The sequence below is a fragment of the Methanothermobacter sp. THM-1 genome (assembly GCF_009914355.1).
GTDB classification, from domain to species: Archaea; Methanobacteriota; Methanobacteria; order Methanobacteriales; family Methanothermobacteraceae; genus Methanothermobacter; species Methanothermobacter wolfei.
Window position 1 is genome coordinate 16,357 of sequence record NZ_CP044013.1, and the last position, 23,647, is coordinate 40,003.

At 50.2% G+C, this 23,647-nt stretch carries 23 protein-coding genes and 2 pseudogenes; 9 read left to right on the forward strand and 16 right to left on the reverse strand.

Going from position 1 to position 23,647, the window contains the following annotated elements; translation table 11 throughout:
- The first annotated feature begins 178 nt into the window (after nucleotides 1–178).
- Genes FZP57_RS00090 through FZP57_RS00100 form a run of 3 tightly spaced genes read left to right on the forward strand, consistent with a single transcriptional unit; the run spans nucleotide 179 to nucleotide 1,505 of the window.
- A complete protein-coding gene (locus FZP57_RS00090) occupies nucleotides 179–943 on the forward strand; it encodes a sugar phosphate isomerase/epimerase (protein ID WP_074358238.1) in 765 nt (254 codons plus the stop codon).
- Between the two features lie 5 nt (nucleotides 944–948).
- Entirely contained in the window at nucleotides 949–1,194 is a 246-nt protein-coding gene (locus FZP57_RS00095; protein WP_191216291.1) for a TMEM175 family protein, read from the forward strand.
- Between the two features lie 14 nt (nucleotides 1,195–1,208).
- Nucleotides 1,209–1,505 (forward strand): hypothetical protein, encoded by a 297-nt coding sequence (locus FZP57_RS00100; protein ID WP_084531089.1) that lies wholly within the window; start codon nucleotides 1,209–1,211, stop codon nucleotides 1,503–1,505.
- Between the two features lie 92 nt (nucleotides 1,506–1,597).
- Here the strand turns inward: FZP57_RS00100 and FZP57_RS00105 are convergent, their stop codons facing one another.
- From FZP57_RS00105 to ala, 7 genes and pseudogenes are all read right to left on the reverse strand, one after another.
- Nucleotides 1,598–1,846: a DsrE family protein gene (locus tag FZP57_RS00105; RefSeq protein WP_074358239.1), complete on the reverse strand. Its 249-nt coding sequence runs from the start codon at nucleotides 1,844–1,846 to the stop codon at nucleotides 1,598–1,600.
- 96 nt (nucleotides 1,847–1,942) lie between these two features.
- On the reverse strand, nucleotides 1,943–2,734 hold the full coding sequence (locus FZP57_RS09185; RefSeq protein WP_238337917.1) for a bifunctional UDP-sugar hydrolase/5'-nucleotidase: 792 nt from the start codon (nucleotides 2,732–2,734) through the stop codon (nucleotides 1,943–1,945).
- Nucleotides 2,716–3,282: a hypothetical protein gene (locus tag FZP57_RS09190; RefSeq protein ID WP_238337918.1), complete on the reverse strand. Its 567-nt coding sequence runs from the start codon at nucleotides 3,280–3,282 to the stop codon at nucleotides 2,716–2,718. The genes FZP57_RS09185 and FZP57_RS09190 overlap by 19 nt, the downstream gene beginning before the upstream one ends.
- 44 nt (nucleotides 3,283–3,326) lie before the next feature.
- Nucleotides 3,327–4,121 (reverse strand): HAD family hydrolase, encoded by a 795-nt coding sequence (locus FZP57_RS00115; protein WP_074358240.1) that lies wholly within the window; start codon nucleotides 4,119–4,121, stop codon nucleotides 3,327–3,329.
- 173 nt (nucleotides 4,122–4,294) lie between these two features.
- Nucleotides 4,295–4,918, reverse strand: coding sequence for a LysE family transporter (locus FZP57_RS00120; protein WP_191216292.1), 624 nt, complete (start codon nucleotides 4,916–4,918; stop codon nucleotides 4,295–4,297).
- Between the two features lie 4 nt (nucleotides 4,919–4,922).
- A complete protein-coding gene (locus FZP57_RS00125) occupies nucleotides 4,923–5,087 on the reverse strand; it encodes a hypothetical protein (protein ID WP_191216293.1) in 165 nt (54 codons plus the stop codon).
- A gap of 252 nt (nucleotides 5,088–5,339) precedes the next feature.
- Nucleotides 5,340–6,347, reverse strand: a pseudogene (gene ala, locus FZP57_RS00130) (alanine dehydrogenase).
- Between the two features lie 207 nt (nucleotides 6,348–6,554).
- Here ala and gatA point away from each other — a divergent pair.
- Together gatA and FZP57_RS00140 are read left to right on the forward strand one after the other, a co-directional pair.
- Nucleotides 6,555–7,913: an Asp-tRNA(Asn)/Glu-tRNA(Gln) amidotransferase subunit GatA gene (gene gatA / locus FZP57_RS00135; protein WP_074358242.1), complete on the forward strand. Its 1,359-nt coding sequence runs from the start codon at nucleotides 6,555–6,557 to the stop codon at nucleotides 7,911–7,913.
- 15 nt (nucleotides 7,914–7,928) lie between these two features.
- Complete coding sequence (locus FZP57_RS00140) at nucleotides 7,929–9,416, forward strand: AAA family ATPase (RefSeq protein ID WP_074358243.1); 1,488 nt, start codon at nucleotides 7,929–7,931, stop codon at nucleotides 9,414–9,416.
- Nucleotides 9,417–9,421: 5 nt separating this feature from the next.
- Here the strand turns inward: FZP57_RS00140 and FZP57_RS00145 are convergent.
- The 4 genes and pseudogenes from FZP57_RS00145 to sepS all read right to left on the reverse strand — a co-directional run bounded on the left by FZP57_RS00145 (nucleotide 9,422) and on the right by sepS (nucleotide 12,851).
- Nucleotides 9,422–10,152 (reverse strand): annotated as a pseudogene (locus FZP57_RS00145) (ATPase domain-containing protein).
- 10 nt (nucleotides 10,153–10,162) lie between these two features.
- Nucleotides 10,163–10,837, reverse strand: coding sequence for a 3,4-dihydroxy-2-butanone-4-phosphate synthase (ribB, locus tag FZP57_RS00150; protein WP_074358245.1), 675 nt, complete (start codon nucleotides 10,835–10,837; stop codon nucleotides 10,163–10,165).
- A gap of 32 nt (nucleotides 10,838–10,869) precedes the next feature.
- Nucleotides 10,870–11,241, reverse strand: a complete 372-nt coding sequence (locus FZP57_RS00155; protein WP_074358246.1) for a DUF120 domain-containing protein — start codon at nucleotides 11,239–11,241, stop codon at nucleotides 10,870–10,872.
- A gap of 5 nt (nucleotides 11,242–11,246) precedes the next feature.
- Nucleotides 11,247–12,851 carry an O-phosphoserine--tRNA ligase gene (sepS, locus tag FZP57_RS00160; protein WP_191216294.1) on the reverse strand — a complete coding sequence of 535 codons (1,605 nt, stop codon included), beginning with the start codon at nucleotides 12,849–12,851 and terminating at the stop codon, nucleotides 11,247–11,249.
- A 133-nt stretch (nucleotides 12,852–12,984) separates the two neighbouring features.
- Here sepS and tfrA point away from each other — a divergent pair, with 133 nt between their 5' ends.
- Nucleotides 12,985–14,628 (forward strand): fumarate reductase (CoM/CoB) subunit TfrA, encoded by a 1,644-nt coding sequence (tfrA, locus tag FZP57_RS00165; protein ID WP_074358248.1) that lies wholly within the window; start codon nucleotides 12,985–12,987, stop codon nucleotides 14,626–14,628.
- A gap of 4 nt (nucleotides 14,629–14,632) precedes the next feature.
- Here the strand turns inward: tfrA and FZP57_RS00170 are convergent, their stop codons facing one another.
- Both FZP57_RS00170 and FZP57_RS00175 read right to left on the reverse strand, forming a co-directional pair.
- A complete protein-coding gene (locus tag FZP57_RS00170) occupies nucleotides 14,633–15,304 on the reverse strand; it encodes an HAD family hydrolase (RefSeq protein ID WP_191216295.1) in 672 nt (223 codons plus the stop codon).
- A gap of 84 nt (nucleotides 15,305–15,388) precedes the next feature.
- Nucleotides 15,389–16,678, reverse strand: a complete 1,290-nt coding sequence (locus FZP57_RS00175) for an amidohydrolase family protein (RefSeq protein ID WP_191216296.1) — start codon at nucleotides 16,676–16,678, stop codon at nucleotides 15,389–15,391.
- A 255-nt stretch (nucleotides 16,679–16,933) separates the two neighbouring features.
- Here FZP57_RS00175 and hisG point away from each other — a divergent pair, with 255 nt between their 5' ends.
- On the forward strand, nucleotides 16,934–17,797 hold the full coding sequence (gene hisG, locus FZP57_RS00180; RefSeq protein WP_074358251.1) for an ATP phosphoribosyltransferase: 864 nt from the start codon (nucleotides 16,934–16,936) through the stop codon (nucleotides 17,795–17,797).
- Nucleotides 17,798–17,809: 12 nt separating this feature from the next.
- The gene (locus FZP57_RS00185; RefSeq protein WP_074358252.1) at nucleotides 17,810–18,568 is read left to right on the forward strand and encodes a fumarylacetoacetate hydrolase family protein; all 759 of its coding nucleotides are present in this window, start codon (nucleotides 17,810–17,812) and stop codon (nucleotides 18,566–18,568) included.
- A 47-nt stretch (nucleotides 18,569–18,615) separates the two neighbouring features.
- Here FZP57_RS00185 and leuS read toward each other — a convergent pair whose 3' ends face one another.
- The 3 genes from leuS to FZP57_RS00200 are packed head-to-tail and all read right to left on the reverse strand — an operon-like array spanning nucleotide 18,616 to nucleotide 22,554.
- Nucleotides 18,616–21,471, reverse strand: a complete 2,856-nt coding sequence (gene leuS, locus FZP57_RS00190) for a leucine--tRNA ligase (RefSeq protein ID WP_191216557.1) — start codon at nucleotides 21,469–21,471, stop codon at nucleotides 18,616–18,618.
- Complete coding sequence (cutA, locus tag FZP57_RS00195) at nucleotides 21,452–21,769, reverse strand: divalent-cation tolerance protein CutA (RefSeq protein ID WP_074358254.1); 318 nt, start codon at nucleotides 21,767–21,769, stop codon at nucleotides 21,452–21,454. Before cutA ends, leuS begins: the two co-directional genes overlap by 20 nt.
- A gap of 5 nt (nucleotides 21,770–21,774) precedes the next feature.
- Nucleotides 21,775–22,554, reverse strand: coding sequence for an NAD+ synthase (locus FZP57_RS00200; RefSeq protein ID WP_074358255.1), 780 nt, complete (start codon nucleotides 22,552–22,554; stop codon nucleotides 21,775–21,777).
- A gap of 114 nt (nucleotides 22,555–22,668) precedes the next feature.
- Here FZP57_RS00200 and FZP57_RS00205 point away from each other — a divergent pair, with 114 nt between their 5' ends.
- Nucleotides 22,669–23,643 (forward strand): TRC40/GET3/ArsA family transport-energizing ATPase, encoded by a 975-nt coding sequence (locus tag FZP57_RS00205; protein WP_074358256.1) that lies wholly within the window; start codon nucleotides 22,669–22,671, stop codon nucleotides 23,641–23,643.
- The last annotated feature ends 4 nt before the right edge of the window (nucleotides 23,644–23,647 follow it).

The following is a 23,647-nucleotide window of genomic DNA, read 5'->3' on the forward strand; positions in this document are numbered from 1 at the left end:
AGCTTATGGATACATGAACTGTACTCATTCACAGATTTAAGGAAATAGGCGGGATATTTAACTTCAAAATTTTAAAAAACCTTCAATAATGGCTTTTACTGGTTCTTCAGGGTCATTATGGGATCAGCATAGAAAAACTGATAAATGTTGATGATAGAACATGATTACGTGATCAGATATGAAGCTCGGGTTTTCAACACTGGCGCTCTTCATGAAATCCCTTGAGGATATGCTTGAGACCGCCGAAAGGGATGGATTTCAGCTTATAGAGGTCCTCTGTGAGGGTCCTTACTGGCCCAGGAGGCTGATGGAGGATGGATTTTCAGCCGAGATAGTTGAGTCCTATGATGTGGAGGTGCTGCTCCATGCACCAACCATAGACCTTAACCCTGGAAGCATGAACCCGGGGGTGAGGGAGGAGACAAGGAGGCAGATGCTGGAGACAATTGAACTGGCATCCATGATGGGCGCAACAACCGTCACAACCCACCCTGGAGTGGTGCACAGGAAGGAGGAGAGGATAAGGAACTTTGCACTGGAAATGGCCATCGATAACATCAGGGAATGCGCAGGGTATGCTGAGGATAAGGGTGTTAAACTTTCTGTTGAAAACATGCCTGGAAGGTTTTCATACCTCTGCAACACCCCCAGTGAACACCAGGACTTTGTTGAGAAATGCGGATGCCATGCAACAGTTGATATTGGCCATGCAAATACCACGGGGTTCCTTGAGGATTTCCTTGAAATAAGGAGGACCACCCACTATCATCTTAGTGACAACAATGGGGTCAGGGACCAGCACCTCCCCCTCGGCGAGGGAACCCTTAAACTGGGCCTCCTAAAATCAGTTCACAGGGGCGTTATAGAACTCAACAGCTATGAGGGGGTCCTTAAGAGCAGGAGGATCATTGAAAGATCCATCATGAATGAGGGGACTGTTTAATGCTGATGAAAAAGAATCTTATCGAGGGACTTACTGTTGGAATCTTCGCCATTGCCATGACCCTCCTTGTCCTGACCATCGAGTTACCAGGTAACATTACAGCGGAATCATCAATGGAGACCCACATCTCTTCGCTGGCACCCCAGCTCTTCACCTATGCCCTGAGCTTCATTCTCCTGGGAGTGTTCTGGCGGTTAACCACATACACCTTGAGAAGGTTAAAGGTGCTGACACAGGGGTTCTCTGGATAAACCTGCTCTGGCTCATGTTCGTGGCCCTGGTCTCCTTTTCAACCGAGCTCATTGGGAACAGCAAAGGCCTTGCAGCATCAAACATGTTCTTCCATGTGAACATGTTCATCATAGGGGTCCTTTTAACACTGAACTGGTTCTACTCATATCACAGGGGACTTCTGAGTGTTGAAATGAAATTTTACAGGGATTCATTCATCAAAAACCTTTTAATGCCTGTTGCGGCTTTACTGGCAATGGCGGTAACCCCCTTCTTCCCTGATCAGAGCTCCCTCTGCTACCTGATAATAATTCTGAAGCGATTCCTCTAGGTTAGGGTCTCATGTAGGCCCAGCCATCAGCCTGTCACCTTACTATTTCCCTGGCACCTGATGGAACGGCCTCAACACCATCCAGGAGGTCCTCAGGACCTATGCCCATCCCCTTTGAGGGTGTTTGAGCAGGCCGCGAATTTCACTCCCCTATCCATGAGCATCTTAATGGTATCTGAATACCCTGAGTTCCTTCTTAGCGGATTCACACCTGAAGCATAGGCCACCAGTTCAACCTCCACATCTACAAGGTCAGCAATAAGGTTTCTTATATTGTTCAGTGCAAGACTGACCCTCATGTCATCGTCCTCATCAAGGTGGAACACGACACGGTACTTCATCACAAACCACCATTTATACTGCTGTTATGCTGCCATTAATTTCAGATTCAACAGGACTCTTCCTCTCCACGTATTCAATTAGAGCATCAACGGCCCTTAAATAGGAGGCTGAGTGGTTTTCACCATAAACATCAGGAACGCCCTGTGATGTAACATAGACGGCCCTGTACCTCCCTGAGGGGTCCATGGATTTCCCTTTATGAATATCTTCTGTATCCGGGCCCCGGGAGGGTTTTCTATCTTGAAGTAGATCTCCATACCCATGAACCTTTTAAGGTAACCTCCCATCTGGTTGTATGGATTCCTTGAAAAGGTCAGCTCTATGTTCTCCTCCATCATATTCCATATTTCCCTTCCAGTAAGCTCCACACTGGATACCGGGGGATTGGTGGGTATGATGTTCCAGAGGTCCTCAACTTTAATGTCTCCTGGAGGCACCGGAGCCCCGTAACGCCAACCATTTGAGAATGCAACGTCAAATTCTCCCGTCGCCATTATTGACTTAAGTAGAATGTTATCCATGGTTGACTCCATTATCGTGTAACGGTTGAGATGGGTGCTGGTTGAGCCAACCACCCTTTCAAGGTAATCACTGTCCTTTTCAGTCGCCTTCAGGACCAGTTCTTCAGTGTCAGGGTCGGGTTCGCCCTTCACCTTTATCAGTTCATGTCTGAATCTCCGGACGCCACCATCAACTTCAAGGTCAAGGCGCCCCACAAATGACCCGTGGCATCCTGACTGGATTATTATGGTGTCCCCCACAATGAAGGGTTTCTCCAGCCTGTTGTGGGTGTGGGCGCTCAGAAGCACGTCCACACCATCTACATCGGATGCCAGCTGACATTCCTGTGGAAAACCCAGATGGGATATCAGGACAATGAGATCCACCTTTCCTGGTTCCTGAGGACTTCAATCCAGTATGGAAGTTCATCAAGGCCAAGGGTGAATTCAAGGCCCCTGCTGAACCATGGGGGCATCACCTTATCCACTATGTTGGATGCTATTCCGATTACACCAACCTGAAGGTCACCCACATCCAGGATACGGTATGGTTTAAAAACCAGCTTACTGGTCCCCTTATAGTAGCAGTTCACAGCCAGAACAGGGTAATTAAGCTTTTCTGAGAGTTTAATGAAGTTTTCAGGTCCATATGCAAATTCCCAGTGGGCTGTCATGGCATCGAATCCCGTCTCATTCAGCACAGGTAACATTGCGGAGCCCTGACTCCTCACGGCATGGTATGTGCCATGGAGGGTGTCACCGCAGTCAAGGAGAAGGGTGTTCCCCTCATCACGGATCCGGTTGAGGATACCTGCAATGTGATGATAACCACCAAGGGTCTCGTACCTCACACTCCCACCCTCCCAGAAGAGTTCAGGGTGGGGTTTCAGGTATCCATGGGTATCATTCACCTGAACTATGCTTATATCAGCCATAAATCACCCCCCAATAGTTTTTATAAGGCAGTTTAAGGGATCGGCTAGAAATCTATATCCAAGAGGTCCATTATGTTCACTATTATATGGTCGGCGGCATCAAAGACTCTCGGGGGCACGTCTTCATTCTGCTGAAGGGTTAAAACACCAACATCGGCTTCTCTGAGGGCCAGGATATCGTTGGGTCCGTTGCCAACCATCATAACCTTGCTGTACCTTTCCTTGAGTCCTCGTATTATCCTTGCCTTCCCTTCAGTATCGGCTGTTCCAAAGACGTTCTCTTTGGGGATGCCGATCACCCTTGCAAGTTCCCTCAGTGAACCCTGCCTGTCCCCTGATGCAACGTAGATGTCAATATCCCTCATTTTGAGTTCCTCTATGACAGCAGGGACCTCCGGGAATAGTTTTCCCCCGGCGGTTATGGTGAACTCCACGGTATTTCTGTCAAGGTTGACGATGAATCCTGAGCCACTGCATATCTGTATGTTGTAGTCCTTCTCAACAACGGCCCTTATGGTGTCCTGTATGTCCCTCACGGTTGCAGGGTCCCCCCTGAGTATTCTGAGGATGTCTTCCCTGCTGGCATCCCCGCTGGAGTAGCTGATATCAAATCTTATCCGATTTCTTGTGATGAACTCGTAGATTGTCTGATCACCCCTGGCATTGATTATACATTCTGATGGATCCGTCTGAAGTACAACAAGGGCCCTCCTGTAACTGTAATCCACCAGGTCCAGTGAATTCATGTAATCACAGATCTCACCTGTTTTAAGGTTCTTAAGGGCCCTGTATCTCTTTATAAGTGTCCCTGAGTTATCAAAAACAACCGCCTTCATCATAACCAGTTATGTCTTCAGTTCCATATTAATCCTGCAGTTTTACTGCGGGGGCCGGGATTCTGTGTGGTTGAGGTCTGCATCGTTCAGTTTTCAGCATGTTCATGCATCAGGGGGGGTGATTCATTGCGCGGCAAGGGATAGAACACCCTTCACTGTGAAGTATGGTCCTGCAATTATGCAGCAATGGAAAGGACACCCTTCAATGCGAAGTACAGTCCTGCAATGACTATGAAACCATTACATACCACCATCAGGACCCTGTAGGCTATGGAGCCGGTGTCGAAGGATTTTCTTGATGATAGGAATGAAACGGTGCTGTACCATCCAATATCGGCCAGCCAGTGACCTGCAAGAAAGCCCAGAATCCCCAGGAAACCCGCCATCTCAACCCCCCTGTACATGAGGGCGGCTCCAACGGCCCCCCACCATATGAAAAAGTACGGGTTTGAGTAGCTGATAACAAGTCCCTTGAGGAAGGACCCCCCTTCATCTGAACCTTCGGTTTTAATATCGGATCGCCTTAGACCCATGGCACCCATCCATATGAGCACAGATCCTCCAACAAGTCCTGTGAGGGATGATGCGGCTTCAGAGGAGAGGATGTATCCAAGGCCGAGGAATATGAGGGCAACTATGATGACCTCTCCGATTATGTGTCCCGTAATCAGCGATGATCCTGCCCTGAAACCCCTCTGAACTGAATCAGACACCGTGACCGTTAGAAGGGGGCCTGGGGCAACTGCACCTGAGAGCCCGATTAAAAATGAGGTTAACGTGAAAAGAAGGAGTTCGGTCATAATATCAATTGTACTGGTTGAGTATCTTCATGATCTCTGTCAGGTGATAGTCTATTTTCTCGATCTCTTCCTTCCTGAAGGATCTTGTCCTGCTGAGTATCCTCATCCTCTCAAATACATGGTCCATCCTGTTGAGGAGTTCGTTCATATACGTCCTGGTGGGGTACATGGTATCACAGCTCCATTAAGAGTTATGGTGATACAACTATAAAACCCTGCACATCTGCGGGATGGACCCTATGCCCATTAACCTCATCCAACCATAGGGCCATGCATCCCTTATGACCGCTTTCTGGCCCTGAAATTTAGAGCATCATCTGAGGTCTATTAACAGTCCCTGCATCCAATAGAGCTTATCATCATCCCTGAATCAATGAGTGAGATAACAAGAGAGGATGTGGGTGTTCATGGAGACTTATCATCATCCCTGAAGATCTATTTCAACACCCCTACCCTCTTCCACGGCCCTTTCATAGACCATCCATGCGGATACAACGTCCTGAAGGGAGAGCCCGGTTGAATCAAAGACTGTTATATCATCATCTGACGTTCTCCCCTGTATTCTCCCGGTTATAACATCACTTATGGTCCCCTAGAGGTCATCCTCTCCCAGTATGCCCATCTTGAGGGGAACGTTTATCTCCCCGCTGTGGGATGCCTGCTCCCAGTTATCATAGAAAACCCTTGCACTGATGAGAATCTCCGGATCAAGTTCCTGTTTCCCGGGGGCGTCGGCACCCATTGCACAGATATGTGTACCAGGGGACACCCATTCAGCCTTCACCACAGGTTCCCTTGAGGGGGTTACCGTCACCACAATATCCATACCCCTCACAGCTTCCTCCGGACTTGAAGCAGCCCTCACAAGAACTTCAAAGGTCTTTGAAGCCTTATAAGCAAATTTTTCACGGTTTTCAGGTGTTCTGCAGTATACATACACCTCTTCAAGGTCAACAACCCGCTCTATCGCCATCAGCTGGGTCCAGGCCTGTCTACCGGCACCCACTATTCCAAGTGTACCGGAGTCCTTCCTTGCAAGGTACCTGACTGAAACGCCACCAGCGGCACCCGTCCTCATATCAGTTATATATGTCCCGTCCATGAGGGCAATGGGGAATCCGGTTTCAGGGTCCACAAGTTCTATAACCGCCATGACGGTTGGCAGCGAGTACCTCCCCGGGTTTGAGGGGTGGACATTCACACACTTCACACCTGCCATTTCGAGTTCCTCAAGGTAGGATGGCATGATCCGCAGATCACCCCCATACCTCCTGAAGAAAAGATAATTCTTTGGGGGCATCTGAACCTTCCCGAGGGCATCCTGGATAAAGGCGGTTTCAACGGCCTTCAAACAGTCATCCATGCTCAGGAGATCCTCAACATGGCTCTTTTTAAGTATAACAGTTTTTTCCATCAGCTCACCTGTCATGATAATAATATTCTCTTCCAGAGTCCCATCATTATTATTACTCCATCTTCACATTTATTAGTGTTGAAAATGAAATTACCATTAAGGCATTCCAGGGACTGAAAATCAAATAACCCTGATGGTGTAGCCTCGGCGGATTCACGGTTTCGAGGACCGCCTGAATGCTCATCTGATCATAAGTTCACTCCGGAATTACAGGTGTTAACCATGGATATTGTTGAGAAGGTTGAGATGGTTAAGAATCATGATGTCACTGCACTGGAAAACCTTGAAGGCTTCCTAAAGACGGTGGAGGCGAGGAATGAAGATATCAACGCCTTCATAGAGATCAACACTGATGAGGCCATAAGAAGGGCAGAGGAGATCGATTCAAGGATAAAGAGGGGGGAGAAGACAGGAAGGCTTGCGGGACTCGTTATAGGGGTTAAGAGCAACATAAACGTCCAGGACTTCACGGTGTCTGCAGCATCAAAGACCCTGGAAAATTACAGGGGAAGCTATGATGCCACCGTCATAAAACGCATGAAGCAAGAGGATGCCGTGATAATAGGGATGACCAACATGGATGAATTCGCAGCCGGAAGCTCAACCGAAACATCCTTCTTCGGCCCTACAGATAACCCGGCAGCACCTGGACGGATCCCTGGAGGTTCAAGCGGAGGAAGCGCCGCTGCAGTGGCTGCAGAGATGTGTGACATTGCACTCGGTTCAGACACCGGAGGATCGATAAGGAACCCGGCATCCCACTGCGGAGTCATGGGATTCAAACCCACCTATGGCCTGGTATCAAGGCAGGGCCTCCTTGACCTTGCAATGAGCCTTGACCAGATAGGGCCCCTCGCAGCCGATGTATCAGGCATAAAACTTGCACTTGAGGTTATATCTGGCCATGACCCTGCCGACCCCACAACAATCGACGGAGCCGCTGACCTTGAAGCCGACCTTAAACTCGATGAGATGAAATTTGGAGTCGTTAAGGAATTCTTTGAGGTTACAGATGACTCCATAGATCGTATAATCCAGGATAAGCTTGGAGTCATAGCGGATGAGGGTGCGGAGATAGTTGAACTGGAATTCAGCCACATAGACCTCTGCCTGCCAACATACTACCTTATAAATTACGTTGAATTCTTCTCTGCAACAAGGAAGTATGATGGGAGGAAGTACGGCCACAGGATAGAGGATGTCTGCGGCCCCGAGGTCCTCAGGAGAATCCATATGGGATCCTACATAAGCCAGAAGGAACTATCCGGCAGGTACTATAAGAGGGCCCTGCAGGCAAGGTCACTTATAAGAAGGGAGATACAGAGGATACTCAGGGACGTTGATGTTATACTCGGCCCAACGGTTCCAAAACTCCCCCACAGTCTCGGAGAGGAACTTGAACCAATGGAGATGTATGCATATGACGTCCTCACGGTGATAGCCAACCTTGCAGGGATACCCGCCGCCAGCATGATGGCAGGTACGGTGAAGGGCGTGCCTGTGGGACTTCAGCTCCAGGCAAAACCAGGGGATGATGCTAGGATCCTTGCTGCAATGAGGGAGATCGCAGAACTTAACTGATACATGAGTGTTTCCATGAGAATCGGCCTGGCATACCTCCGTGGTTCGGTACCTGCATTTGAAACCTTCGGCTTCCTCCCAACGGATATAGTGGGTGATAACGGTCTTGTGGACGGCACCAGGGCCCACAGGGTCCTTGACGGGATAATAATCCCCGGGGGTAGTATTGTTGAATCAGGAAGCCTCTCCAGGGAACTTGCAACTGAAATAAGGATGATGGCGTCCAGTGGCAAATTTGTACTGGGTATATGTTCAGGGTTCCAGGTCCTTGCCAGGAAGACAGATATAGGGAGAAAGTCACCCTGCCCCATCTACAGGGAGGGACTGGGGCTCCTTGATGTTTCATTCCATCCAATGATAAGCAATGACCGTGTTGAAGCAAGGATAACCGGTGAATGTTTCCTCACCAGGGACTTGATGGGTGAGACGGTCACAGGGTTCCACTGCCACACCTACGGGGAGATAAGGGGGGATGCAGATGAGATCATGCGCTCCATTATAAGGAGAGCGGACTACAGGGACACGACCCTGGAGGTGACATCGGGGGTCTGCAGTGATGATGGAAACATTGCAGGGACAATGGTCCATGGATGCCTTGATGAAAACCCGGCGATGGTTGAAAACATTCTCCGATTCCTTGACGCTGACCACGAGGACCGTGAAAGGATAATGGAATCCAACCGGGAACTTAGGAGGAAGATAAGATCCCAGATCGGTATAACCGGTGAGAAGGTAACTGAAAATCCTCAGAGGAAGAGTTCAGATGTCCCACCCGTCCTCATGATAGCATCAACAGGCTCTGATTCAGGGAAGACATTCATTCTAACGGGACTTGCAGGTGCCCTCAGGAGGAGGGGGCTGCGTGTAGGTGTCATGAAGGTCGGACCCGACGTCAGGGACATAGTACCTGCACTTTACCTTGTTAAGGAGCCGATGGAGAAACATTCATCCATAAGGATAGGCCACCTGGGCTGGATGGACCTCCAGGACGTGCTTGAATCCATCAGGGGCAGGGGCTATGACATAGTGCTCGTTGAGGGTGTTATGAGCATACTCACAGGACTTTTAAATGAAAGAACACCCTACTCAGGGGCCGAGATTGCAGCCGCAGCAGGCATCCCTGTCATACTGGTCGCAGGCTGCAGCAAGGGTGGGATAGAGTCTGCAGTGGTCGATCTCCGGGCCCATATAGACGTTCTTGAGGCCATGGGGATCCAGGTGCCCCATACAATCCTTAACAGGGTATATGACATGGATATAGCTGAGCGGGCATCCCATGGGAGGTTCATGACCATACCCCGGGTTGAGATGAAGGAGAGGGGAGGCACACCCGAGGTTGAGATAAAACTTGAGGACTTCTGCATCATGGCAATGAATACCATCGAGGAGAACCTTGACATTGAATCCATAATCTCCTCTGCAAAAAAACCAGATTTCAGGGGCTACTTAACCCCTGATGAGATACAGAGGATATTCAAAAAAATTAATCATCCCCCGGAATGATGCCTTCAGACCTGAAAATCATCTTCAGAGATTTCCTCTTTACCCTCGGTTATCATGATACCCTCTTCGCCACCGATCTCATAGGTGAGGAACTGCAGGGGAGTCCGGGTGCTCCTCATCTTCACTATATCCATTATACGTTCCCTTCGACCGGTGTAGGGATTCTCACGTCTACCAAGCTTTATGGCACCGTAGACAGAGAAGAGGGCCAGTTCATTGAACTCCTTTGAAGTTGCACTGTCAAGGATTATAACCGATGTGATACCCCTCTGCTTAAGCTCATATACAAGGAGATCGAACTGATTCCTGAACTCGTAGGGTGTGAGTTTGGCCGTGTACCCCCCAGGCTGTCGATAACCACAACCTCTGTCTCAGGGGGAATATCATGAATTATCTTTGTGAAGTTGCCCTTCATGGGGTCCATGTCCATGTTCAGCTCTGCTTCGGTTATCCTTGCCCTTATACCTGTAAGTTCAATGAAGTTAAGCAGACCCTTCTCCTCCAGTTCCTGGGTGTTCCATCCAAAGGAGTTGGCCTGTATGTGAAGGTCACTGGCGTCCTCCTCGGCAGTGATATAGATGGTATGGTACCCCTCCATGCAGCTGCTTATCGCGAAACGCAGACCGAAGATTGTCTTTCCACATCCAGGTTCGCCTGTTATAAGCACGGATCGTCCCATGGGGAATCCGCCTATGGTATCGTCAAGTCCACTGATACCTATCCTCATCCTCTCCATATCAACACCTCTATGATCTGAACTCTCTGTAGGATTCTATGAGATCGGCTCCGCTCATGAATATAAGGTCATGCTCCCGGGCATACCTCATGGCATCTTCAGTTGGAAGGGAGTTCCCGGTCCTGTCATCCATCATCTCACAGCATACAGCGACTCCAGTAAGTCCCGCCATCTCCATGAGGGCTATGCTCATCTCTGTATGACCCTTCCTTCTTGTAACATGACCATCAGTTGCCCTTAGGAGGGTTACATGGCCGGGGGATCTGAAGAGATCTCCGAATTCGCTGTGTCTTCCATCCCTACATATATCTGCAAGCTCCCTTATTGTAAGGGCCCTGTCATTGTCTGTTATCCCGGTGAAGGTTTTCCTGTGGTTCACCGTTATTGAGAATGCTGATTTTTCATCGTAGGGTATGTCATAGGGTGATAGCTTTCCAAGGACAGGGAAGGCTTCTGAGGCCTCATTCATCACATCCGTCATGTAGGGTATGCCGAGCTTCTCGGAGTTCTCATGGGATACCGGGACGCATATGAGTCCCCCGGCATCATTGCGCATGACCTTTATGTGTTCGGGGGTTATGTGTTCAGCGGCCACGATCATGTCGGTTTCTCTTTCACGGTTATCAGCATCAAATACGAGGACCATTTCTCCCTTTCGCAGTGATTTAAGGGCTTCTTGAATCATATAATCACGACTCTGTAAATTTCACTCAGTTTTCAGTTAATTATCTTCAGGGTAACGGTATCTCCATCCCTTAATTTAAGGGTTTTTCTGAGGGGCATGGGGGCTATGAATTCGAGGCATGAAGGACTGTGTCTTGTTTTAAGGGGAAATACAAGGGCTCCCTCAACATCATCATTCAGGAGGGCCTTCACATAAAGGACGTCACCGAAACCGTGCCCGCCCCTGATCCTGCGGGCCCCCTTAAGGATCTTTTCCGTGATCAGGGGGTCATCAATTTCTATGTTCAGGGTACCCGGGAATGGATCAGAGCCCAGAATTTCCCTGAACGGCTCAAGGTAAACGTCCCTTGTCATGAAGTAGGCTCCTTCGCCAAGCCCTGATCTAACACGACCCTTCACCTGCATCCCTTTCATCTCCCAGATTTCAGTTCACAGGTTATGGTTGAGAATAACGGTCCCCTGAGGTCTATCTCACGGTCCCTGCCGGTTATGTACCTCATGGCAGCATCCTCCAGGGTCAGGTTCAGGTCAGAGAGGGACCTGGCTATGGTGCTCCGGATTTCAACCTTTTCATCCCCCCGCACCACCATCTCCTCTATCCGGTAGGCGGCCTCGGCTGCAAGGGCATCCATGTACCTTATGCCGGTGTTGAGTCCCTCTTTACGGGCCCTTACTATGAGTTCGGTGTCAAGGCCGGTTCCAGGGGGCACACCGAGGATGTTCCCATCATGGATGTAGATGGTGTTCCAGACCGCCGGTCCAAGGAGGCGGGTGTTCTTCTCCACCTCCACGGCATCCACCTTTATTTTTCTTCCAAGGAACTCGCCAGAGTACACCTCAAAGCTGCAGGGGGAAGCAGCATCTGCATGGGCCTCCCATGTCTCGATTATGCGTTCCATGAGTTCCCTGCCATCTGAGGTTACCGGGTGGAGGTTTATCCTGAGCATCTCTGCAATGTCCCTGTCTGAAAGGCTCCAGGAACTATAAATCTGGGGGTAGACCATTTCACGGACATCCCTCTCCTGGTTGAGGACCATGGCAACCCTCTCAACACCCACACCCAGGTTCATGACCTCCTTATCTATACCGTACATTGAAAGTGCAATGGGGGAGTAGAGACCGAAGGTTGCGATTTCAACCCATTCACCGAGGCGGGGGTGGTATGCGTACACCTCGGTCTGGGTCCCGGGTATGTAGTACTTTGATTTTTTTTCATCGGGCCGGAAACGGAACCTTGAGAACCCGAAGTGCTCTAGCAGTCCCTCTGCAACGGCCTTACCCACGTCAAGGGGGACCTCATCATCCACAACAACGCATGATGCTGAATGATAGGTCATCAGGTGACTTGAGTCCTCCTTCTGCTCCCTCCTGAAGCACCTGTCAATTGAGAAGAGCTTAAGTGGCATCCGGTAGTGGTCATGGATGCTGCTAAGGGATATGAACCACCCAGATGTCATATGGGATCGGAGGGTTGTCCTGCCTGCAACAGGTTCAAGGTCCTGTATCTCAGGGAAAACCCTTTCAAGGACCCGCAGACCATCATGGCTCTCAACCCCCAGGGCCTCCGAGACCTCAAGGACCAGGTCATCCCCCGGGAGATCACCCTTCTTGTAGGACCTGAAGACATCCTTGAGTTTTTCAATCCTACCTGGATCAGTGTCAATACCCATATCCCTCATCATTTCAATCTTATCGGCTGCCAGGCCAATATCGGGTCGAGGGAGGCCCCCAAGGTAGAAGCACCTGTCAAGGACAGCCGGTGCCTCGGGCCCGAACTGTTTGTAGATGTGTTCCTCATCTATGAATAGAGGGTTAACCATTTCACTGAAACCCAGCCTCAGATAGGCCTCACGGATCATCCATATGGTGTCATAGAGTACATGGGATTTCCCGGCTTTAAACCGCAGACGGGGATACTGCATGTCATGATGGGGCTTTTTCAGGGACCTGCCGCTTTCAAGCCATGCCCTTTCAAAGTCCCTCCTTGATAGTTTCACTATATCCTTCTTCTTCAAAAACTGAACCCCCAGTAAACTTTATCATCATGGTGGTGACGTTGACTGGTTCTGAGTCTGTCTGAATGTTCGTCTCATCTACCTTAAGTATTGACGGCCAAACCTTATAATACTGAATGTTCCAATTAACTCCATGGAAAGTCAAGTATATGATTGTGATGTTCTGATAATAGGTTCCGGAGGAGCAGGCTGCAGGGCAGCCATTGAGGTTTCAAGTCATGGACTGGAACCATTGATTGTTTCAAAGGGATTATCATTTAAATCTGGATGTACAGGGATGGCTGAGGGAGGATACAACGCAGCATTCGCATGCGTGGACCATGAGGACAGCCCCGATGTTCATTATGAGGATACTCTGAGGGGCGGGGGATTTATAAACGACCCTCAGCTTGTAAGGATACTTGTGGATGAAGCACCCGACAGGCTCAGGGACCTTGAAACCTACGGGGCCCTCTTCGATCGACAGGAATCAGGCTTACTGGACCAGAGGCCCTTCGGCGGCCAGACCTACCGGAGGACATGCTACCATGGTGACAGGACAGGACACGAGATAATAACCGCCCTGAAGGAGGAGGTTATAAGGAGGGATATAGAGACCGTGGAGGAGGTCATGATAACATCCCTCCTTGTTGAGGACGGCGCGGTCCTTGGAGCCGCCGGGGTGTCTGTAAGGGACTCATCTCCTGTGGCGTTCAGGGCGGCGTCAACAATACTTGCAAGCGGGGGGGCCGGCCAGATCTACCCGGTAACATCAAACACCATGCAGAAGGGAGGGGATGGCTTTGCACTGGGATGGAAGGCCGGGGCAGACCTGATTGACATGGAACAGGTCCAGTTCCACCCCACAGGGATGGTCTACCCTGAATCAAGAAGGGGGATACTCGTTACCGAGGCTGTGAGGGGTGAGGGAGGAATACTCCTCAACAGTGAGGGTGAAAGGTTCATGAAACGCTACGACCAGAGGGGTGAACTTGCAACAAGGGATGTGGTTGCAAGGGCAATCTACACTGAGATAATGGAGGAAAGGGGCACCGAGAATGGGGGCGTGTACCTTGATGTCAGCCACCTCCCGGATGATCTTATAGAGGATAAACTTGAAACGATGCTCCTCCAGTTCCTTGATGCAGGGGTCGATATAAGGTGCCAGCCAATGGAGGTCGCCCCAACAGCCCATCACTTCATGGGGGGCCTCAGAATTGACCAGTGGTGCAGAACAAACCTCAGGAACCTCTTCGCTGCAGGCGAGGTTGCGGGCGGAGTCCACGGCGCCAACAGGCTTGGGGGGAACGCCCTGGCAGACACTCAGGTATTCGGACGAAGGGCAGGGATATCAGCGGCAAAGAATGCCCTCAGGGCCAGCAGGGATTCAATAAAATCCCTGGTTGAAGAGGAGGAGTACCGTATAAAGAACATGGTAAAGGAGGGTTCCTGCGACCCATCAGAGCTCAGACATGAACTGCACGAGGCAATGTGGAGTAACGTTGCCATAGTAAGGAGCAGGAAGTCACTTGAATCAGCACTTTCAACCATAGCATCCCTCAGGGAGAGGATGGCGGATCTTGATGTCCCTGAGACCCGTGGATTCAACAGGTACCTTATAGAGGCACTTGAACTTGAAAACATGCTCATAACGGCTTCCATGGTGGCTGAATCTGCAATTATAAGGGAAGAAAGCAGGGGGTCACACTACAGGGACGACTTCCCCGAGACCCGGCCTGAATGGAAGAAGAGCATAGTCCTCAGGAGGGAGGGGAAACCGGCTTTCATTGAGAGATAAACTGTCAGAATTCAAGGACATCCATGAGGAGGAGGTCCCTGAAGTCAGGGAAGACGTAATCCGCACCAGCTTCAATGAGGTCCTCCCTCGTGTAACTGCCCGAGGCCATCCCGATGGTGAGGGCACCTATATGTCTTCCTGCTTTTATGTCATAGGGGGTGTCACCGAAGAGGATGGTCCTGGCTCGACTTAAGGGGCACCTCTCAAGGGCAATTTCAGCCAGCATTTCCCTGCTGCTGCTGTCACTCCCGAACCCCCCGAAGCTGAAGTATTCATCGAGGCCCACCCTCTGGAGTTTAAGGCATGCGATTTCCCTGAGGTTACCTGTTACGAGGCCCATCAAGGCTCCCCTGCCCTTAAGTGTGTTGAGGAATTCATCTGCACCATCAATGAGCCTTATCTCATCCTCGTGGATGTGCTTCCTGACGTAATCGGTGAGTCTCCTGAGGAACTCATCCATGAGGGATTCAATTTCCGGTCCTTCAAGGCCCAGTGAAAGGAGTATCTCCCGCGCAATCCTGGGATCGGTCTTACCATGGTAACTTATCATATCTACGGAGGCGTCCACCCCGTAGACTTCCCTGAAGGCGTGGCTGAATCCCATCTCATGGGCCTCTGAACGGTGTATGAGGGTTTTGTCTATGTCAAAGAGGGCCACGGTTGCTGATTCTTTCACGGGCTTCACCTCTCTACGCATCATCCTCTGATGGATATGAGTTTCATGGATTGGGAGGATGATTCGAGGACACCTACTCTAGCTTCATCCCCTGGATGTCAGTTCCTCTGCCGCCTCCTCAGCAACCTCCATAACATAGTTTTCATTTATCCTTTCAAGTTCACCGCCATCAAGGAGTATTTCACCGTTACAGATGACCGTCTCGACGTCTGATCCTGAGGCAGAGTACACCAGGTGGGAGGCAGGGTTCCTCCATGGGACAAGGTGTGGTCTTCTGACGTTAAGGAGGACGATGTCCGCCTTTTTACCCTCCTCTATAACACCAGCATCTATACCGAGGCTTTCAGCGCCATTGATGGTGCCCATTTCAAGGACCCTCCTGGCTGGGAGGGCTGTGGGGTCCTGAAGGCTGACCTTCTGGAGGAGGGAAGCCGTCTTCATCTCCTCAATCATGTCAAGGTTGTTGTTGGATGCCGCACCATCAGTTCCAAGTGAAACATTAACACCCCTCTCGATAAGCTTGGTTACGGGTGAAACCCCTGATGCAAGCTTCATGTTACTTGAGGGGTTGTGGGAGACCTTCACATCCCTATCTGCCAGGATTTCCATTTCATCATCAGATAACCATACACAGTGGGCTGCCACGGTTCCGGGTCCAAGGACACCTGTATCATCCAGGAACTCCACCGGGGTCTTCCCATGGCTTTCAAGGACGTTTTTAACTTCATCCTCTGTTTCAGATAGGTGTATATGGATTTTAATACCATGTTCAGCTGCCATGGATGCTGTTTCTTTAAGGAGCTCCTCTGAGCATGTGTAGGGGCTGTGGGGTCCAAGGGCAACCATCACACGTCCATCAGCCATCCCATGGCACTTCCTGATTATCCTCCTTGATTCTTTAAGCTCGGCTCTTCTTTTTTCATCATCCCCAAGGTCTATCATACCGTGGCTGAGGACGCACCTGAGTCCCGCCTCATCAACCGCCCTTGCAACATCATCCATGAAGAAGTACATGTCGTTGAAGGCTGTTGTCCCGGATTTTATCATCTCGGCACAGCCAAGGAGGGCTCCTGCATAGCAGTATTCACCACTGAGCCGGGCCTCCATCGGCCATATATGGTCGTTGAGCCACCGGTCCAGTGGGAGGTCATCTGCAACTCCACGAAAGAGTGTCATTGATAGGTGTGTATGGGTGTTAACTAGTCCGGGTATCATGAGCTTTTCATGGCCGTCAATGACAATATCCGCGTCTCCAGGGCTCAGATCAGCTGATATTTCCCTTATAATATCATCTTCAATGAGTACAGAGGCCCGTCTGACTCCATTCACATCAAGGATTTCTGCACCTGTTATGAGTATGCTCTCGCTTTCCATGGGCAACACCTGCTTATAAGTTCTAACTTATAAGTTTTCACCGGCTTGGTGAAGAACTGCAAACCATTATATAAGTTCTTGGAGGAGAGATATAATTATGGTTTCGTGAGAAATCTTCTTGGCAGGAGGGCCATCCAAGGGGATACTGATTGATGCCACCGGCCTGGAAAACCTGTACATGCGGAGAGATCAAGCACGGTAAACTTATTTTAATCAACTCACCACTCTGCAGGTTAAAGAGACATGGGGGATTATATGAGGATAAGAATAGCGGTCCCCTCAAAGGGGAGAATAAGCGAACCCGCCATAAGGTTACTTGAAAATGCAGGAATAGGATTACGTGACACCGTAAACAGGAAACTCTTCTCAAAGACACAGCACCCTGACATAGATGTGATGTTCAGCAGGGCAGCGGACATACCAGAGTTCGTTGCAGACGGGGCAGCGGACCTTGGAATCACCGGCCTCGACCTTATAGTTGAGAGGGGCAGGGATGTTGAGATACTCGAGGACCTCAAATATGGCCGGGCCGACCTGGTCCTGGCGGTCCCTGAAGATTCCCCTATAAGGGGACCTCACGACATACCTGAGGACGCGGTGATAGCAACAGAGTTCCCGGGGATAACAGAGAATTACCTCAGGAGAAAGAATATAAAGGCGGAGATAGTGGAACTTACGGGTTCAACCGAGATAGCCCCATTCATTGGAGTGGCGGACCTCATAACGGACCTCAGCAGCACAGGCACAACCCTCAGGATGAACCATCTCAGGGTCGTTGACACCATACTCGAGAGTTCGGTGAAACTCATAGCAAACAGGGACAGCTACCATGAGAAGGAGGGACTCATAGAGGAGGTCAGGACAGGTATAAGGGGCGTTATAGATGCTGAGGGCAAAAGGCTTGTAATGCTCAACGTTGACAGGGATAACCTTGATAATGTTAAGGCCCTCATGCCAGGGATGACTGGGCCAACGGTATCAGAGGTGCTCTCGGATAACGGGGTGGTGGCTGTGCACGCGGTTGTGGATGAAAAGGAAGTGTTCAACCTCGTAAACAGGCTCAAGAGGGTTGGTGCAAGGGACATACTTGTGGTGCCAATTGAACGGATAATAGCATGATCAGGTGATAAGTTGAAGTTTCTGAGATTCTTGAGCCAGCATGGAACCTCCTACGGATTTAAGGAAGGAGAAACGGTACTTGAAATTCATGAAAACGACTACCTGTCACCCGAACCTGAAGTCATTGGTGAGCACAAGCTCCCTGATGTGAAGATCCTGCCACCGGTTGAACCATCAAAGGTGGTCTGCGTGGGACTCAACTACAGGGACCATGCAGCCGAACTTGGCATGGAGATACCTGAAGAACCCGTCATATTCCTGAAACCTCCAACCGCGGTAACCGGCCACCTTGACAGCATAGTCTACCCTGAGATGTCCTCTGAGGTTGACTATGAGGTTGAACTTGCAGCTGTAATATCAAGGAGGGCGAGGAAGGTGAAAAGGGAGGATGCAGATGAATTCATAGCAGGCTACACAGTCCTTAATGATGTAACAGCAAGGGACCTGCAGAGAAGGGATGGTCAGTGGACCCGTGCAAAGAGCTTCGACACATTCTGCCCCATGGGGCCATTCATAGAGACCTCTGTGGATCCACACGTCCTTGACATATCCCTTGAACTCAATGGAGAGATAAGGCAGTCATCAAACACATCAAACATGATATTCCAGGTTCCAGAGCTACTGGAGTTCATATCCCATATAATGACCCTTGAGCCAGGGGATGTTATTGCAACAGGCACACCCCCCGGTGTGGGGCAGATGATGCCCGGCGACAGGGTCAGGGCAATGATTGAGGGTGTGGGTGTCCTTGAAAACAGGGTGGTAGGGTAGGACACCATCCAATTTTTCTAGTCACCCGGTTTCAGTCCCTGAAGGGTTTAATTTCCTGTTTCAAGGTATATTGCGGGTTTCATGGGAGCAGCATTCCTAGCCTTGTTTTCAGGGTCATAGTCTGGTTCCCGGTGGACCACAACCTCCGCACCCACCTCTGATTCTATATACTCCGCGGCGTCAAGGAGGACACCGTACTCATCTATCTTCTCCCTGACCCCTGATCTTCCGGCGTCCCTTATGATCCTCCTTACGAACTCCGAAACCTCCTTCATGTTGTCATGGACACCTTCAGCCGACACCCTCCCCATTATGGCACCCATATCAGGTTTACCGACCTCACGGGCTATCCTGAAGACCTCCCACTTCCATTCAGGGGATGTGTATATATGTATCCTCTCAGGGGTGGTGTCAATGATCTTCATTATCTCCTGTATATCCCTCACGGTATTCTGGACCATTTCCTCGGCTGCCTGGATCTCGGGGCTTATTGAATCCTCTGAGAATTCAGGCCACCGGGCCTCTGCAACCAGGCCCCTTCCACCATACTTCTCCCACATCTCCTCTGCAGTATAGGGTGTGAAGGGAGCCATGAGCCTTATCCACACGCTCAGGACATAACCGAGGACGGCACGGACTTCATCATCTATCCTGTTCTCAACGCGCCTCATGTAGTGCTCAACATCCTTCTTGAGGAGGAAAAGAGCCTCTTGAACGGCTTTCCTTGTCTGGAATGATTCAAGGGCCCTGGTTGCTTCACGGATCCTGTGGTTCAGCTGACCGACCATCCATTTACCTATGAAGCTTTCAGGTTCACACCCGGATATTCCTTCAAGTTCAAGTTCACCTCCACATATATCCGAAACCCTTTCACAGAATTCCATGAACCATTCTATCCTCCTGCGCGTCCCTATTACCTCCGTCTCCCTCCAGTCAAAGTCCTGCCAGGGCTCTGCAGACGACATCAGGAAAAGACGCACAACATCTGCACCGTGCCTTTCAATGGCATCCTTCAGGAGGATAACATTCCCCTTAGAGGAGGACATCTTGTTACCCTCAAGGAGGCCCATCCCGAAGACAACAACACCACCAGGCCAGAGGGACTCGGGGAAGATGGCTGAATGATGGAAGATGTGGAAGGTGAGGTGGTTACCTATAAGATCCTTTGCAGAGAGCCTCCAGTCCAGGGGGTACCAGTACCTGAATTCCCTCCTGAGCTCCTCGGGCCCCCCATTCCCCAGGAATATGCTGTCAAAGAATTCATCATCAAGCTCCGCGGCTTCCATGTTCTTCAGGTGATGTGCTATGGTATAGTATGCCATGTAAATTGTTGAATCGGTGAGGGGCTCGATTATCCACCGTTCATCCCATGGGAGCCTTGTACCGAGGCCTATACGCCTTGAACAGGCCCAGTCGTTCAGCCAGTCAATGTAGTATTCGAAGTTGGCTCTCACCTCCTCTGGGATGATCTTCATTCCAGAGAGGCATCTCATGGCCAGTTCCTTCCAGTTTTCATCAGAGTACTTCATGAACCACTGGTCCTCCATGAGCCGGACAACGCAGCGGCCGCCGCAGCGACAAATAACAGGTCTCTCAGCAAACTCGTACATCTCATCCGCATCTCCCCTCTCCATGAGTTCCTCTGCAATAACCTCACGGGCCTCCGAGACCCTCATACCATCATAGACCGGGATGTGGCCGGCCATAACACCCCTGGCATGTTCCAGTTTGTAGAGTTCGCCTGTCGCATCCTCAAGGCGCGGGTTCTCCTGGCTTTCAACTCCAAACTTATCAAGGACCTCTGCAGCAGGGAAATCCCCATAACCCTCAAGTTTGATGACGTTAACAGGTTCAATGTCCCTGATCACATCCCTGAGATCGTATTCCTCTATAAGTTCAGGGTTCCTCCTCAGGTCCTCAAGGGCTATGTAGTCTGCGGGGGCATGGGCCGGGACAGAGAAGACCACTCCGGTTGCGTATTCAGGGTCAACAAAGGAGGCGGGCAGAACCGGATGCCTGTCCCCGGTCACAGGGTTTTCCAAGTATTTGCCTATAAGTCCCCGGGGGTCGGCTTCCCCGATGATCTCCATGTCAGGTTTCTGATGTGAAAGGTTGTCCACGGATGCCCTGCTTATGATCCACTCTTCACCGCCTGTCCTGACACGTACGTACTCCTCATGGGGGTTCAGCCAGATGTTGGTTGCACCGTAGATGGTCTCGGGCCTGAAGGTGGCCGCCACCAGGAATGAGTCATCGAGCTTGAATTTCAGGAGTGTCAGCCTGTTTATGGCAACACCCTCACCTTCAAGGAGGTCATGGTCACCCACAGGATTTTCACAATCGGGGCAGTACTTCACAGGGTGGCTTCCCTTCCTCACAAGCCCCATATCCCTGAGTTTCCTTATCTGCCACTGGATGAATTTACTGTAGGTGGGGTCGGTGGTCTTGAATTCCCTCCTCCAGTCAATGGAGTAGCCCATCTCCTCCATCACTGACCTGTACTCGCGGCTGAAGTATTCAACGATGTATTCAGAGTCGGTGAACCTTTCAAGTTCCTCTTCAGGGACCCTGTGGACTTCACGGTAGATCTTAAGGGTCCACGGGTCCCTTCTCTCTATCCTCCTGGCTATGCCTATAACCGGGGCCCCTGTAACGTGCCAGGCCATGGGGAAAAGCACGTTGTACCCCTGCATCCTCTTGAAACGGGCATAGACATCGGGAACGGTGTAGGTTCTTCCGTGTCCTATGTGCATTGCACCGCTGGGGTAGGGGTATGCTACTGTGAGGAAAATCTTCTCTTTATCATCAGGATCAGCCTGAAATACTCCTGTCTCTGACCATCGATCACGCCATTTCTTCTCAATATTCACTGAATCACCGCCATCATGGCTTTTTAACTTCATCATTTAACCATTCAAGGTAATCACGGGATCCCCCTGTTATGGGGATTGATATTATGCAGGGATTATCATAACTATGTAGTTCCTTCACTCTTTTAACTATTTCAGGGGTTAATTCCTGGGCTGTTTTAACGATGAGGACAGATTCAGAGTCCTCCTCTATTTCACCCATCCAGTGATAGATGGATTTTATTGAGGGGATTATGTTAACACATGCGGCGAGCCTCTCTTCAACCAGCTTGCGCCCGATTGACTCTGACTCATCCTGACATGATGTTGTTATATAGATGAGGGTGAACATCTCACTCACCTTAGTTTTGGTATTTCAGGGGGCATCAGCTTATGCCGTGCCGCCTCAACCATCCTCCCTATTCTTTCAACCTCCCCTGCATCGATACCGAGTCTTGATGTGATCTCATCGGTTGAGTATCCATGGTCAACAAGGAGGCAGAGTATCTCATCAAGGACATCGTATTCTATTCCAAGCTCCCCCTCGTCGGTCTGTCCCGGCCACAGCCCTGCGGTGGGGGCCTTATCTATTATCTCAGGGGGCACCCCGAGTCCTTCTGCAAGCATACGAACCTGTTTCTTGTAGAGGCAGCCTATGGGGAGCATGTCAACACCGCCATCCCCGTACTTTGTGAAGTATCCTACAAGGAGCTCTGTCCGGTTCCCGGTACCCGCAACCAGAAGATTAAGTGAGTTGGCATGATAGTAGAGGACCATCATCCGGGCCCTTGGCTTCAGGTTCGCTGCAGCCATCCCCGTCGTCTGGTGACCGCAGAGATCATTAAAGGCATCGGTGATGGGGTCAATTTCTATGGTCTCGGTTTCAATACCCAGTTTCTCTGCCAGGAGCGAGGCGTGTTCAGTGTCCTCGGGGGGTGTGGTGGCTGATGGCATCAGGATTCCAAGGACCCTTTCAGGGCCAAGGGCATTCACCGCAAGGCAGGCAACGGTTGAAGAGTCAATCCCGCCGCTCAGTCCTATAACAACACCATCAGATCCGCTTTCAGAAACCTTTTCACTTATAAAATCCTGGATCTTCTCTGCTGTTCCAGGACCCACTTCCTCTACACATGACATGAAAACCATCTCCCATCGCAATGGTTAAAAGTAAGTACAGTATATTTTATATAACTAATCAAAGATGATACACTCAGTGTTTAATGTGTTCATTAATTTTACAGGAGGAATATGATGGCATTTAAGGACCTTTTCAAGTTCAGCAAGGGCAAAACCACATTTGTATTTATAGGTGGAAAGGGAGGGGTTGGTAAAACAACCATATCAGCAGCAACAGCACTCTGGATGGCTAAGTCAGGTAAAAAGACCCTGGTCATATCAACTGACCCTGCCCATTCACTTTCAGATTCCCTTGAGAAAGAGATAAGTCACGTTCCAACACAGATAACCGAGAACCTCTATGCTGTGGAGATAGACCCTGAGGTTGCAATGGAGGAGTACCAGGCCAAGCTCAGGGAACAGGCAGCCATGAACCCGGGTATGGGACTTGACATGCTCCAGGACCAGATGGACATGGCTTCAATGTCCCCTGGTATAGATGAAGCAGCAGCTTTTGACCAGTTCCTCAAGTACATGACAAGCGATGAATATGACATAGTAATCTTTGACACCGCCCCAACAGGCCACACCCTGAGGCTTCTCTCCTTCCCGGATTTAATGGACTCCTGGGTGGGTAAGATGATCAAGATAAGGAGGCAGATCGGGAGCATGGCCAAGGCCTTCAAGAACATACTGCCATTCATGGGTGACGAGGAAGAGGAGGACAGGGCCCTCCAGGATATGGAGGCCACAAAGAAACAGATAAACGCTGCAAAGGCTGTCATGTCAGACCCTGAAAGGACGTCATTCAAGATGGTTGTGATACCAGAGGAGATGTCAATCTATGAATCCGAGAGGGCCATGAAGGCACTTGAGAAGTACAATATACATGCAGATGGTGTTATCGTTAACCAGGTCCTTCCAGAGGAAAGCGACTGCGAGTTCTGCAATGCAAGGAGGAAACTCCAGCAGGAGAGGCTCAAACAGATACGTGAAAGGTTCAGTGACCAGGTGGTTGCAGAGGTGCCCCTCCTCAAGAAGGAGGCAAAGGGTATCGACACTCTTGAGAGGATAGCTGAGCAGCTGTACGGTGAGCCATCAGCGGAATAATCAT

Coding starts and splice junctions, on each gene's coding strand:
- FZP57_RS00090 (WP_074358238.1), top strand. CDS start 179: ATGAAGCTCGGGTTTTCAACACTGGCGCTCTTCATGAAATCCCTTGAG.
- FZP57_RS00095 (WP_191216291.1), top strand. CDS start 949: ATGAAAAAGAATCTTATCGAGGGACTTACTGTTGGAATCTTCGCCATT.
- FZP57_RS00100 (WP_084531089.1), top strand. CDS start 1,209: ATGTTCGTGGCCCTGGTCTCCTTTTCAACCGAGCTCATTGGGAACAGC.
- FZP57_RS00105 (WP_074358239.1), bottom strand. CDS start 1,846: ATGAAGTACCGTGTCGTGTTCCACCTTGATGAGGACGATGACATGAGG.
- FZP57_RS09190 (WP_238337918.1), bottom strand. CDS start 3,282: ATGGCTGATATAAGCATAGTTCAGGTGAATGATACCCATGGATACCTG.
- FZP57_RS00115 (WP_074358240.1), bottom strand. CDS start 4,121: ATGATGAAGGCGGTTGTTTTTGATAACTCAGGGACACTTATAAAGAGA.
- FZP57_RS00120 (WP_191216292.1), bottom strand. CDS start 4,918: ATGACCGAACTCCTTCTTTTCACGTTAACCTCATTTTTAATCGGGCTC.
- FZP57_RS00125 (WP_191216293.1), bottom strand. CDS start 5,087: ATGTACCCCACCAGGACGTATATGAACGAACTCCTCAACAGGATGGAC.
- gatA (WP_074358242.1), top strand. CDS start 6,555: ATGGATATTGTTGAGAAGGTTGAGATGGTTAAGAATCATGATGTCACT.
- FZP57_RS00140 (WP_074358243.1), top strand. CDS start 7,929: ATGAGAATCGGCCTGGCATACCTCCGTGGTTCGGTACCTGCATTTGAA.
- ribB (WP_074358245.1), bottom strand. CDS start 10,837: ATGATTCAAGAAGCCCTTAAATCACTGCGAAAGGGAGAAATGGTCCTC.
- FZP57_RS00155 (WP_074358246.1), bottom strand. CDS start 11,241: ATGCAGGTGAAGGGTCGTGTTAGATCAGGGCTTGGCGAAGGAGCCTAC.
- tfrA (WP_074358248.1), top strand. CDS start 12,985: ATGGAAAGTCAAGTATATGATTGTGATGTTCTGATAATAGGTTCCGGA.
- FZP57_RS00175 (WP_191216296.1), bottom strand. CDS start 16,678: ATGGAAAGCGAGAGCATACTCATAACAGGTGCAGAAATCCTTGATGTG.
- hisG (WP_074358251.1), top strand. CDS start 16,934: ATGAGGATAAGAATAGCGGTCCCCTCAAAGGGGAGAATAAGCGAACCC.
- leuS (WP_191216557.1), bottom strand. CDS start 21,471: ATGAAGTTAAAAAGCCATGATGGCGGTGATTCAGTGAATATTGAGAAG.
- cutA (WP_074358254.1), bottom strand. CDS start 21,769: ATGTTCACCCTCATCTATATAACAACATCATGTCAGGATGAGTCAGAG.
- FZP57_RS00200 (WP_074358255.1), bottom strand. CDS start 22,554: ATGTCATGTGTAGAGGAAGTGGGTCCTGGAACAGCAGAGAAGATCCAG.
- FZP57_RS00205 (WP_074358256.1), top strand. CDS start 22,669: ATGGCATTTAAGGACCTTTTCAAGTTCAGCAAGGGCAAAACCACATTT.